Genomic DNA, 11,819 nt, shown 5'->3' with positions numbered 1-11,819 from the left:
CTGATCGCCGGCGCCCCGCCCGCACCCGGGACGGACAATGGCGGGGTGGAGGTCGACAAGCACCAGGGGCACGCCGTCGCGCTCGCGGCCCGGTTGCGGCGGGTGGTCGCCGGCGAGGTGTCCGACAGCACCAGGCGCCGGGCCGAGTACAGCACGGACGCCTCCAACTACCGGGTGGTGCCCGAGGTCGTGGTGCTGCCCAGGGACACCGACGACGTGCTCGCCGCACTGGACGTGGCCCGGCGCGAGGGGGTCGCGCTCACCTGCCGGGGCGGTGGCACCTCGATCGCCGGCAACGCCATCGGGCCGGGCATCGTGCTGGACTTCTCCCGGCACCTCAACCACGTGGTGGACATCGACCCGGGCAGCCGCACGGCCGTGGTGCGGCCCGGTGTGGTCCTGGCCGACCTGCAGCGCCAGGCCGCCGCGCACGGGCTGCGGTTCGGGCCCGACCCGTCCTCGCACGCCAGGGCCACCCTGGCCGGCATGATCGGCAACAACGCGTGTGGCGCGCACGCCGTGGCCTACGGGCGCACCGCCGACAACGTGCGCTCGCTCGACGTGGTCGACGGCACCGGCCGGCGGTTCACCGCGGCCACCGGGCTGGAGCCGGTGCCCGGCCTGGCCGAGCTGGTGCACGCCAACCTGGAGGTGCTGCGCACCGAACTGGGCCGGTTCCCCCGGCAGGGGTCCGGCTACGCGCTGGAACACCTGCTGCCCGAGCGGGGGCGGTCACTGGCCAGGGCCCTGGTCGGCACCGAGGGCACGGTCGCGATCACCCTGGGGGCCACCCTCGACCTGGTGCCGATCAGCCCGGCCCGGGTGCTGGTGGTGCTCGGCTACCCCGACATGTTCACGGCGGCGGACGCGGTTCCCGCCCTGCTCGACCACGCGCCGCTGGCGGTGGAGGGGCTGGACGCCCGGCTGGTGGAGGTGGTGCGCCAGCACCGGGGGCGCGTGCCGGACCTGCCGCGCGGCGGGGGCTGGCTGATGATCGAGGTGGGCGGCGACACCGCCGGGGACGCCCTGCGGGTCGCGGACGCGCTGATCGCCGACGCCGAGGCGCTGGACCACGTGGTGCTGCCGGCCGGGCCGCAGGCCACCGCGCTGTGGCGGATCCGGGAGGACGGCGCCGGCCTGGCCGGTCGCAGCCCGGCCGGACGACCGGCGTGGCCCGGGTGGGAGGACGCGGCCGTGCCACCCGAACGGCTCGGCGGCTACCTGCGCGAGTTCGACGCGCTGATGACCCAGCACGGAGTGACCGGGCTGCCCTACGGGCACTTCGGCGACGGCTGCGTGCACGTGCGCATCGACATCCCGCTGGAGTCGGACGGCTCGGTGCTGCGGGCGTTCCTGCACGACGCGGCCAGGTTGGTGGCCGCGCACGGCGGGTCGCTGTCCGGTGAGCACGGGGACGGCCGGGCGCGCGGCGAACTGCTGTCGCTGATGTACTCCGACCGGGCCCTGGCCGTGTTCCAGGCGTTCAAGGCGCTGTTCGACCCGGACGACGTGCTCAACCCCGGCGTGCTGGTCCGGCCCCGGCCGGTGGACGCGGACCTGCGCCGCCCCCGGGCCCGGCCGCTGCCGGCCCGCGACGGGTTCGCGTTCGGCCACGACGGCGGTGACTTCACCAACGCGGTGCACCGCTGTGTCGGGGTGGGCAAGTGTCGGGCGGACACCAGCGCGGCCGGCGGGTTCATGTGCCCGTCGTTCCTGGCGACCAGGGACGAGAAGGACACCACCCGGGGCCGCGCGCGGGTGTTGCAGGACATGGCGAACGGCTCGCTGGTCACCGGCGGCTGGTCGGCGCCCGAGGTCGCCGAGTCCCTGGAGTTGTGCCTGTCCTGCAAGGCGTGCGCCAGCGACTGCCCGGCGGGCGTGGACATGGCCCGGTACAAGGCCGAGGTGCTGCACCGCTCCTACGCCGGCCGGCTCCGCCCGGCCAGCCACTACAGCCTCGGGCAGCTGCCCCGGTGGCTGGCGCTGCTCAACCGGCTGCTGCCGGTGGCCGGCCCGGCCGCGGCCAACGCCGTGTTCGCCGTCCGGCCACTGGCCCGCGCGCTGCTGTCACTGTCCGGAGTGGACAGCCGCCGGCGGGCACCCAGGATCGCGCCGGTGCCGTTCGCCCGCTGGTGGCGGCGCCACCGCTCGCACGCGGCCGTCGACCGGGCGCGGCCCCCGGTGCTGCTGTGGGTGGACTCGTTCAGCAACGGGATGAGCCCGGAGGTGGCCACGGCCGCCGTCGAGGTGCTGACCGACGCCGGCTACCGGGTGGTCGTGCCGGAGCGGTCGGTCTGCTGCGGGCTCACCTGGATCAGCACCGGGCAGCTCACCGGGGCGCGGCGCCGGCTGCGCCAGCTGGTCGCGGTGCTGGGCCGGTACGCCGAGGCCGGGATGCCCATCGTCGGCCTGGAGCCGTCCTGCACGGCGGTGCTGCGCTCCGACCTGGTGGAGCTGCTGCCGGGGGACGCCGAGGCGCGGCGGGTCGCCGACGCGGTGCTCACCCTCGCCGAGCTGCTGAGCCGGCCGCTGCCCGACGGGCGGCGCTGGCAGGTGCCGGACCTGAGCGGGGTGCGGGTGCTGGCCCAACCGCACTGCCACCAGCACGCGGTCATGGGCTACGAGGCGGACCTGGCCCTGCTCACCGCCGGTGGCGCGCGGACCAGCAGCCTGGCCGGCTGCTGCGGGCTGGCCGGCAACTTCGGCATGGAACGCGGCCACTACGAGGTGTCGGTGGCGGTCGCCGAGAACGCGCTGCTGCCGGCGTTGCGGGACAAGGACACCGAGACGGTGTTCCTCGCCGACGGGTTCTCCTGCCGCACCCAGGCCGAGCAGCTGGCCGGGGTGCGCGGTGTCCACCTGGCGCAGTTGCTGGCGGCGCGGCTGCGCGCGGGCGGGGGCTGAGCCCGGGCGCACCGGGGCGGCGCCGGGCTCACCCGGTGTCGTCGCGGTGGGCGGTCAGGTCGTCGGCGCTCGCCCGCAACCACGCCATGATCACCTCGCGGTGCGGTCCCGCGTGGGCGGTCAGCGTGTCCTCCAGCCGCTGGACGTGCTCGGCCGCCTCGGTCAGCCGGGCGCGGCCCTCGGGGGTGAGTTCCACCGGCCGCGCCCGGGAGGCGGGGGAGCGGTCCTCGCGCACGATCAGCCCGGCCTCGGCGAGGGCCGCGATGATCCGGATCATGGTGGGCGGCGTCACGAACGACCGCCTGGCCAGCTCGGCGTTGGAGATGCCCGGGTTCTCGGCCAGCAGCGCGAGCACGGCGTACTGGGGGCTGGTGAGCCCGAACTCGGCGAGCGCACCGTCCATTCTGGCGCGCAGGGCCTGCTGGAGGCGCTTCAGCGCGAACCCCATGATGCGATCCGGGTTGACATGTGAATCCACGCCACCTAGCTTAGCTCCCTAATTGAAGTTAGCGTGCTAATTAGGAGGTTGCGCGAATGTCCACCCACGGTCCTGACTTCCTGTCGCTGCAGGTCCGCGATCTCACCGCGGCCCGGACGTTCTACTGCGAGCTGCTGGGCATCCCGGCCGCGCCGGGCGGCCCCGAGGGCGTCCTGGTGCTCGACAGCCGCCCCATCCCGTTCGCCCTGCGCGGCCCCGAGGCGGGGCCAGTGCCCGAGGGCGCGGTGGGCCAGGGCGTGGTGCTCTGGCTCGCCTGCGACGACGTCGACGCGCTCTGCGAACGCCTGGACCGCGCTGGCGCGACGATCGTCCGCCCGGTGGCCGACGGTCCCTTCGGGCGCGCCTGCACCGTGGCCGATCCCGACGGCTACCAGCTCACCCTGCACGGTGCCGCGCCGGGGCAGCGGTGAGCACCGCGCACCGCCGCCGCCGGGGCCGAGGCCCCCGGCGGCGGCGACGTGGCTCCGCCGGTCAGGCCCCCGGACTGTCCGGCGTGGACAGTCCTCAGTGGAGGGAGGCGTCGGCCAGGCCCCGGCGCACCCAGTCCGCGACCGCGCGCACCGTGTCCGCCAGGGGCAGGGTGGTGGTGTCCAGCAGTTCGACGGGCGGGTCCATGTCGGCGGCGCTGCGCCGCACCCACTCGTTGAACTCCACCATCTCCGCGATGCGCGGCTCGTCCCACTCCCGCCACGCCGGCCGGGCCCGCAGCCGCTCGCGCAGCACCTGCGAGTCGCAGACCAGGCCGAAGTAGTGGATGTCGCTGAAGAAGACGTGCTCGGGGCACTGCGCGAACTGCACCGGAACCACCGTGCCGCACAGCACCACGGGCCGCCCGCTCTGGTGGACCATCGCCGCCATGCGCAGCCAGGTCGAGCGGAACAGCCGGTGGTCGTCGGCCGGGTCGCGCAGTCCGGCGGTCCACAGCACGTCCTGCTCCAGCACCACGACCCGGTCACCCAGTTCCGCGGTGAGCAGCCGGCCGACCGTGGACTTGCCCGTCCCACTGGGACCGGTCAACGCGAACAGGGGCAGCCGCCGGAACGGCTGCCGATGTCCGCAGTCCGCGCAGACCACCACCGGCTCGGTCGCGGGCACCACCGGGGTCTGCGCGCGGGCGCCGCAGGCGACACAGATCTTGAGGTCCACTGGCGCGCTGCTGCCGATCAATCAAACAGCTCCTCAAGGAAGCTGCGGTGCCGGCGCTGGTGGCCGTACGGCGGCGGCGAGTCGGCGTAACCGTGCCGGAACGGCGGCGGGGAATCGGCGTGGCCGTGCCGGAACGGCGGCGGGGAGTCCCGGTAGCCGCCGTGGTAGGGCGGGGGCGAGTCGTGCCGGTACGCCGCCGGCGGTGGCGCGTACTGCGGACCGTAGTGCGAGCGCTCGGCGTTGGCGATCTGCTCCAGCTCGCCGCGGTCGAGGAAGATCCCCCGACAGCCCTGGCACTGTTCGATGTGCACACCGCGGCGGTCCACGGTCTGCATCAGGTTCTGACACTTCGGGCAAATCACGGGACCAGCCTACGAGAAGTCCGTGGTGACCGGGTGAAGTCGGCGGACGGGTGGCGCGGCGGGTCAGCCGCTGTGGCCGGGCGCGGCGGTGTGCGCCGCCCACCACGTGCGGTAGGCCGGGTGGGAGCTGACCATCTCGTGGTAGCTCTTGCGCACCTTCGCGTGGATGTCGCCGATCACGCCGGCCACCGCCGAGTGCGCGTGCCACACCAGGGTGAGTTCCCGGCGCAACGGGTGGTCGACCAGTGGCCGCAGCACGGTGCCGGGTACCGGCAGCGACTGCGGGTACAGGGCGGCGACCGCGTGACCGGACCGGACCAGCATGGCCGCGGTGGCCAGGTCCGCGCCCACGTGGTGGCAGCGCGGGGTGAACCCGGCGGCCTCGCAGGCCAGCCGGAAGTGCGCGCCCAGCCCGCCCAGCCGCTCCCGGACGGTGACCCACTCCTGGTCGGCCAGGTCGGCCAGGCGCAGCCGGGGCCGGTGGGCGAGCGGGTGGTCGGCGGCGAGCGCCACGAACGCCGGTTCGGTGACCAGCTCCCTGGCGTCCACTTCGGCCGGCAGCCGGACCGCGCTGTCCGGCTGCCGCGCCAGCACGGCCAGGTCCAGTCTGGCCGCGCCCAGCAGGTCGACCAGGGTGTCCGGGGCGTGCTCCAGTGCGGTGGTCTGCTCCCGGTCGGGCAGGGTCTCGCGCACCGCCGAGACCAGCATGGCCACCACCGCGCCCGGCGGCCCGCTCAGCTGCACCGGGGCGATCGGCTCCGGCTGGTTGACCAGTGCCCGGCTGCTCGCCAACAGGTCGTCGAATCGGCCGAGCAGTTCTCTGGCCCGCACCAGAACGTGTTCGCCGAGTTCGGTCAGGGCCACTCCGCCGGTGCCCCGGACAAACAGCGTTCCGCCGAACTCCTGTTCAATGCGGTGCAGTTGTGCGGTGAGTCCCGACTGGGCGATCCGGAGCTGCGCCGCCGCCCGGCTGATGCTGCCGGCTTCGGCGACCGACAGGACAACGTGCAGGTGCCGTAACTCCATTTGCATGATTTGTTCCTATTCCGGAGTCGACGGTGGTCGAAGGCAGACGAGAAGCACCGCGGCGCCAATCAGGCACAGGCCCGCGGTCCAGGCCGAGGTGACGTGCATGGCGTGCAGGAACGCGGTGTCGGCCGCGTCGGCCAGGTCCGGTCGCCCGAGCGCGTCGGCCACGAACCGGGTGGCCTCGGCGGAGGTGCTGGCCCGGCTCCTGGCCGTCTCGGGCAGCCCGGCCAGCGCCGGGGCGATCGCCGTCCGGTAGCTGGCGGCCAGCACGGCACCGAGCACCGCCACCCCGAGGGTGGCGCCGACCTGGCGCATCGCGCTGTTGACCGCTGATCCGGCGCCGCTGCGCTCCGGCGGCAGCTCCGCCAGTGACGCGGTCGTGGTGGGCACGGTCACCAGCCCCATGGCCGCGCCCTGCACCAGCATGAGCAGCACGAACCAGCCGATCGGGGTGTGCTGGTCGAACAGCAGGTAGCTGGCGAAGGTGGCGATGCCGGCGAGCATGCCCACCACCGCCACCGACCGCACCGAGAAGCGGCGCACCAGCGCGGGCGCGGTCAGGTTGCCCACCACGATGCCGGCCGCGGTCGGCGCCACGGCCGTGCCGGCCGCCAGCGGGGACAGGTCCAGCACGCCCTGCAGGTAGAAGCTGGCGTAGAACAGCTGGCCGGACACGCCGAAGAAGGCGAACAGCAGGCCCAGGCTGCCGCCGGTGAACCGGCGCCGGGTGAACAGCCGCACCTCGAAGCTGGGCGTGGCCGAGCGGGCCTGGACCACCACGAACACCACCAGCACCAGCAGGCCGACGGCGACGCCGGCCAGCGCCTCGGGCCGGCCCCACGCGTCGCGCTGGCCGCTGAGGATGCCGTGGACCAGGCAGAACAAGCCCACGAAGGACAGCAGCAGACCGGGGGCGTCCAGCCGGCGCCGGGTGGGCACGGCCAGCCGGGGCACGAACCCGGCGATGGCCACCAGGCACAGGGCCACGACCGGCAGGTTGACCAGGAACACCGAGCCCCACCAGAACGCGGTGAGCAGCGCGCCGCCCACCACCGGGCCCACGGCGATGCCCGCGGCGGCGGCCGAGGCCCACCAGGCGATCGCGCGGGGCCGCTGGTCCGCGGGTGCGGCGCGGATGACGATGGACAGGGTGGCGGGCATCAGCAGCGCCCCGCCCACGCCCATCACCCCGCGCGCCAGGATCAGCGCGAGCGGGGTGGGGGCCAGCGCGGCGGCGGCCGACCCCGCCGCGAACACCAGCAGCCCGGCGACCAGCGTGGCGCGCGGTCCGTGCCGGTCGCCCAGCGCGCCGCCGGCGAACATCGCGGCGGCGAACACCAGGGTGTAGGCGCTGATCGACCACTCCAGCTCGGCGGGGGTGGCGCCGAGGCCGGTCACCGGGTCGGCCAGGGTCACCGCGGCCAGGTTCAGCACCGAGCTGTCCATCGACACCAGGGTCTGGGCGAGCACGGCCACGGCCGCGGTCAGCCGCCAGCGCGGCCGCGCCCCCTGGTCGGGTGTCCGCTGGTGCTGGGCGGGCGGGGTGGTCACGGCGGTGTCACCGGACGAGGCTGGCCAGCGCGGCCCGGCCGGCGGCGACCACGGCCGCGTACTCGGCCACCCGCCGGCCCAGGTGCTCGGCGGTGCGCAGGTCGGCGGGGTGCACCGCGTCCGGCGACGAGTCCACGTCGGACTGGGCGGCGGCGCCGTTGTGGAAGCCCAGCCGGTTCAGGTCGTTCTCGCTGCCCCGGGACCGGTTCCAGCCGGGCAGCAGGCCGAGGTTGACCCAGACCATGCCGTGCTGGGCGGCCAGGGTGGCGAAGTAGCCCAGGGTGGACGACTTGTCCCCGGCCTTGGACCCGGAGTTGGTGAACCCGGCCGCCAGCTTGTCCCGCCACCGCTGGCGCAGCCACCGGCTGGCACTGGCCTGGGCGAAGGCGTGGAAGCTCGCCGAGGCGCTGCCCATGTAGGTGGGGGAGCCGAACACGATGGCGTCGGCCGAGTCGAGCAGCGCCCACTCCGCCGAACCCAGCTCAGCCACCGGGACGAGCACCGATTCGGTGCCCGCCGTGTTCGTGGCGCCGAGGTGCACCGCCTCGGCGAATCTGGCGGTGTGCCCGCCGCCCGGGTCGTGGGCAATGGCGATGCGAACGGAATTGGTCGCGGCGTCGCTGACATTCACAGGAACGTCAATAGCACGCGCACCTCAAAGGATTATCAGAACAGTGCGCCGAGGTATTCCCGAAAAGGGCATAACTGCCGAGTTATCGCCAGGTGTTAATGCCGGTTCGGGGTGTTGTTCGGGCACGATCAGTGGCGTCGGGGCCGGACCGGTCGAGACGGTCGAGTGGCCCCGGAATCGGTCGGACGGGATTTACCCGGTCACGGGCGCGGCCAGGCGGTGCGTGGTCCGCGCGGAGGGTGGAGGTGTACGCGACGTGGCGGATACCCGGAAGGCGTTTCGGCTGAGGCGGCTCTCCCGTCAGCGGGACGGCCGCCACCTGTTCGTGCCGCTGGACCACAGCGTCTCGGACGGGCCGGTCGTGCCCAACCAGGGCTGGGACGCGCTGGTGCGGGACGTGGCCATGGGCGGCGCCGACGCCGTCATCGTGCACAAGGGCAGGGCCAGGGCGATCGACCCCGAACTGCTCGGCGACTGCGCCCTGGTCGTGCACCTCAGCGCCGGCACCGCGCACGCCGCGGACGTCAACGCCAAGGTGCTGGTCGGCGAGGTCGAGGACGCGCTGCGGCTGGGCGCCGACGCGGTCAGCGTGCACGTGAACATCGGGTCGGACACCGAGCAGCGGCAACTGGCCGACCTGGGTGCGGTGGCCGGCTCCTGCGACGCGTGGAACGTGCCGCTGCTGGTGATGGCCTACGCCCGCGGCCCGCGCGTGGCCAGCTCGCACGACCCCGCGCTGCTGGCCCACGTGGTCAACATCGCCGCCGACCTCGGCGCCGACCTGGTGAAGACCTCGATGGCGCTGCCGGTGGAGCGGATGGCCGAGGTGACCGGCAGCTGCCCGATCCCGGTGCTGGCCGCCGGCGGCCCGGCCGACGGCGCGGACCTCGTCGCGCACGGCCACGCCGCCATGGCCGCCGGCTGCCGCGGCCTGGCCGTGGGCCGGCGGATCTTCTCCGCGCCCAACCCGCTGTCCCTGGTACGGCGGCTGGCCGAGGTGGTGCACCAGGACACCGACCCGCTGACCGGCTACGCCCCGCTGGCCGCGGCCGGCGCCACCTCCTCGTGACGACTCACGTCGCGGCGACGATTGGAGTTTCGGTGAAATTCGCCTGGATCGATCTTCGGACCGTGGCCCCGCCGCAGGTCGAGGCGGTGGTGGACGCCGCGGTGCACGCCCGGCTGGACGGGGTGGTCGCGGCCGACCCCGCGCTGCTGGCCACGCTGCCGCCCACGATCAGGAAGGTGCTGCTGCCCGCCGGGGACGTCGGCGCGACCGACCAGCCGGCGGACCTGGTGGCCATTGTGGTCACCGACACCGACCAGGTGGACGCGCTGGCCGAGGCCGTGCGCACCGGGCGGGGCAGCGGCGCCGCCGTGGTGCGGGTGCGCGACGACCGGACCCTGAAGCTGGCCTGCGCCGCGGCCGTGGCCCTGCCCTACACCGTGGTCAGCTTCACCGACCCGACCAAGATCCCGCTGGAGATCGTGATCGCCGCGGCCGACCGCGCACCGGGCAAGCTGGTGACCGAGGTGGCCGACCTCGACGAGGCCAGGATCGTGCTGGACGTGCTCGAACACGGCTCCGACGGCGTGCTGCTCGCACCCGCCGACGCCACCGAGGTGTTCGCCCTGGCGCGCCTGCTCCAGGAGAGCACGCCCGCGCTGGAACTGGCCACGCTCACCGTGGACTCGGTGGCGCACAACGGACTCGGCGACCGGGTCTGCGTGGACACCTGCTCGCACTTCGAGGAGGACGAGGGCATCCTGGTCGGCTCCTACTCGTCCGGGTTCGTGCTGTGCTGCAGCGAGACCCACCCGCTGCCCTACATGCCGACCAGGCCGTTCCGGGTCAACGCCGGCGCGCTGCACTCCTACGTGCTGGGGCCGGACAACCGCACCAACTACCTCAGCGAGCTGCGCTCGGGCAGCACCGTGCTGGCGGTGCGCGCCGACGGCAGCACCCGGCGGGTGGTGGTGGGCCGGGCCAAGCTGGAGTCCCGGCCGCTGCTGACCATCACCGCCCACTCCGCCGAGGGCGTCGCGGTCAGCCTGACCGTGCAGGACGACTGGCACGTGCGGGTGCTCGGGCCGGGCGGCAAGGTCCGCAACGTCACCGAGTTGCAGCGCGGTGACGAGCTGCTGGGCTACCTGGCCACGGACAAGCGGCACGTGGGCATCCCGATCGGCGAGTTCTGCAGGGAGAGCTGATGCCGCCCACCGCGCACGGGCTCCCCTTCGTCGAGGAGCTGCTGGACCGGCACCCCGACCAGACGCCCTACCTGGTCGCCGACCACACCGTGACCCACGGGCAGCTGCGCGAGGCCGTGGCCCAGGAGGCCGCCCTGTTCGCCTCCTCGGGCGTGGGGCCGGGCAGCACGGTCGCGTTGCAGGTGCCGCCGAGCTTCACCCAGGTCGAGGTGCTGCTGGCGCTGTGGCGGCTGGGCGCCCAGGTGATGCTGATCGACCACCGGCTCAAACCACCCGAGGTGGAGGCGCTGCGCGCGCTGTGCCGGCCGCAGCACGTGGTCCGGGTCGGCGCGGGCCGGTGGTCGCTGGTGAACTTCCGCGCCCGCTACGAACTGGTCACCGAGCGGCGGGCCGGCGGCCGGCCCGCCGGCAGCGACCACCGGCTGGTCCAGTTCAGCTCCGGGTCGACCGGGCTGCCCAAGGTGGTGGGCCGCACCGCCGCCGCGCTGGCCGCCGAGGTCGAGCGGTTCAGCCTGATCCCGGGCATGCCCGGCCAGGGCGAGCGGGTGCTGCTGCTCAGCTCGACCGCGCACAGCTTCGGCCTGATCGCCGGACTGCTGCACTCGCTGTTCGCCGGCGCGGCCGTGGTGTTCCCGGCCAGGGTGTCGGCCGACGCCATCCTGGCGGCCGCCGCCGACCACGCCGTCCAGGTGATCTTCGGCGTGCCGTTCCACTACGAACTGCTGGCCTCGGCGCCGCACCCGCCCCGGCTGCCCGGGTTGCGCGCGGCGGTGTCCGGCGGCGAGCTGATGGCGCCCGAGGTCGCCGCCGCGTTCGCGGACCGCTTCGGCGTGGGTGTGGGCGAGTCCTACGGCACCACCGAGACCGGCGTGATCGCCATGGACGTGCGGCCGACCACGCGGCCCTCGGTGGGGCCGCCCGCCCCGGGCGTGGACCTGCGGGTGCGCGGCGGGGAACTGGAGGTGCGCCTGGACCGCACGCCCTACCTGACCGCCGACGGCCAGGACCGCTACGTGGACGGCTGGCTGCGCACCCGGGACCGCGCCGAGATCGGGCCGGACGGCACGGTGCGGCTGCTCGGCCGGGGCGACTCGCTGGTGGTGGTCGGCGGGCTCAAGGTCGACCTGACCGAGGTGGAGGCGGTGCTCGGCCGGCACCCGGCGGTCAACGAGGTCGTGGTGGCCCACGGCGAGGCCATCGAGGCCTACGTGTCCACTTCGGACTCGTCGCTGACCGCGGCCGCGCTGGTCGGCTGGTGCCGAGGTCAGCTGGCCGACCACAAGCTGCCCAAGGTGGTCCGGCTGCTGCCGGCCCTGCCGCGCACCTCCAACGGCAAGCTGGTGCGCGGGCAGGCCGCCCTGAAAGAGGCTGCCCAGCAGGAAGCTGCCCAGCAGGAAGCTGCCCAGCAGGAGACGACACAGGGGACTGTGGCGCTGGCCGGTGCCGGGCCGGGGCAGCCGGACCAGGTGTGAGCCGAGAAGAGTTG

At 74.3% G+C, this 11,819-nt stretch carries 11 protein-coding genes; 5 read left to right on the top strand and 6 right to left on the bottom strand.

Annotation, left to right across the window (positions count from 1 at the left end):
• Positions 1-45 precede the first annotated feature (45 nt).
• Positions 46-2,904, top strand: coding sequence for an FAD-binding and (Fe-S)-binding domain-containing protein (locus tag LX83_RS02580; protein ID WP_253766515.1), 2,859 nt, complete (start codon positions 46-48; stop codon positions 2,902-2,904).
• A 28-nt stretch (positions 2,905-2,932) separates the two neighbouring features.
• Here the strand turns inward: LX83_RS02580 and LX83_RS02575 are convergent, their stop codons facing one another.
• Positions 2,933-3,382, bottom strand: coding sequence for a MarR family winged helix-turn-helix transcriptional regulator (locus LX83_RS02575; RefSeq protein ID WP_253766513.1), 450 nt, complete (start codon positions 3,380-3,382; stop codon positions 2,933-2,935).
• 56 nt (positions 3,383-3,438) lie between these two features.
• On the opposite strand from LX83_RS02575, the gene LX83_RS02570 reads away from it, so the two are divergent.
• On the top strand, positions 3,439-3,813 hold the full coding sequence (locus LX83_RS02570; protein WP_253766511.1) for a VOC family protein: 375 nt from the start codon (positions 3,439-3,441) through the stop codon (positions 3,811-3,813).
• Between the two features lie 94 nt (positions 3,814-3,907).
• Here LX83_RS02570 and LX83_RS02565 read toward each other — a convergent pair whose 3' ends face one another.
• From LX83_RS02565 to LX83_RS02545, 5 genes are all read right to left on the bottom strand, one after another.
• Positions 3,908-4,570: an AAA family ATPase gene (locus tag LX83_RS02565; RefSeq protein ID WP_253766509.1), complete on the bottom strand. Its 663-nt coding sequence runs from the start codon at positions 4,568-4,570 to the stop codon at positions 3,908-3,910.
• On the bottom strand, positions 4,567-4,911 hold the full coding sequence (locus LX83_RS02560; protein WP_308203895.1) for a TFIIB-type zinc ribbon-containing protein: 345 nt from the start codon (positions 4,909-4,911) through the stop codon (positions 4,567-4,569). Before LX83_RS02560 ends, LX83_RS02565 begins: the two co-directional genes overlap by 4 nt.
• A gap of 63 nt (positions 4,912-4,974) precedes the next feature.
• Positions 4,975-5,943, bottom strand: coding sequence for a LysR family transcriptional regulator (locus tag LX83_RS02555; RefSeq protein ID WP_253766506.1), 969 nt, complete (start codon positions 5,941-5,943; stop codon positions 4,975-4,977).
• 9 nt (positions 5,944-5,952) lie between these two features.
• Complete coding sequence (locus tag LX83_RS02550) at positions 5,953-7,491, bottom strand: MFS transporter (RefSeq protein WP_253766504.1); 1,539 nt, start codon at positions 7,489-7,491, stop codon at positions 5,953-5,955.
• Between the two features lie 7 nt (positions 7,492-7,498).
• Positions 7,499-8,122, bottom strand: a complete 624-nt coding sequence (locus tag LX83_RS02545; protein ID WP_253766502.1) for a flavodoxin family protein — start codon at positions 8,120-8,122, stop codon at positions 7,499-7,501.
• A 256-nt stretch (positions 8,123-8,378) separates the two neighbouring features.
• Here LX83_RS02545 and LX83_RS02540 point away from each other — a divergent pair, with 256 nt between their 5' ends.
• The 3 genes from LX83_RS02540 to LX83_RS02530 are packed head-to-tail and all read left to right on the top strand — an operon-like array spanning position 8,379 to position 11,805.
• The gene (locus tag LX83_RS02540) at positions 8,379-9,191 is read left to right on the top strand and encodes a 2-amino-3,7-dideoxy-D-threo-hept-6-ulosonate synthase (protein WP_253766500.1); all 813 of its coding nucleotides are present in this window, start codon (positions 8,379-8,381) and stop codon (positions 9,189-9,191) included.
• A 32-nt stretch (positions 9,192-9,223) separates the two neighbouring features.
• Positions 9,224-10,333 carry a 3-dehydroquinate synthase II family protein gene (locus LX83_RS02535; protein ID WP_253766498.1) on the top strand — a complete coding sequence of 370 codons (1,110 nt, stop codon included), beginning with the start codon at positions 9,224-9,226 and terminating at the stop codon, positions 10,331-10,333.
• On the top strand, positions 10,333-11,805 hold the full coding sequence (locus LX83_RS02530; RefSeq protein ID WP_253766496.1) for a class I adenylate-forming enzyme family protein: 1,473 nt from the start codon (positions 10,333-10,335) through the stop codon (positions 11,803-11,805). Before LX83_RS02535 ends, LX83_RS02530 begins: the two co-directional genes overlap by 1 nt.
• Positions 11,806-11,819: the final 14 nt, after the last annotated feature.

The sequence above is a fragment of the Goodfellowiella coeruleoviolacea genome (assembly GCF_024171785.1).
GTDB classification, from domain to species: Bacteria; Actinomycetota; Actinomycetes; order Mycobacteriales; family Pseudonocardiaceae; genus Goodfellowiella; species Goodfellowiella coeruleoviolacea.
Note: the sequence above shows the minus strand (reverse complement) of the source record. Positions and strands in the feature narration are given on the sequence as shown.

Excerpts from the sequence above, each read along its gene's own strand:
- LX83_RS02570 (WP_253766511.1), top strand. The coding sequence starts at position 3,439 with ATGTCCACCCACGGTCCTGACTTCCTGTCGCTGCAGGTCCGCGATCTC.
- LX83_RS02555 (WP_253766506.1), bottom strand. The coding sequence starts at position 5,943 with ATGCAAATGGAGTTACGGCACCTGCACGTTGTCCTGTCGGTCGCCGAA.
- LX83_RS02530 (WP_253766496.1), top strand. The coding sequence starts at position 10,333 with ATGCCGCCCACCGCGCACGGGCTCCCCTTCGTCGAGGAGCTGCTGGAC.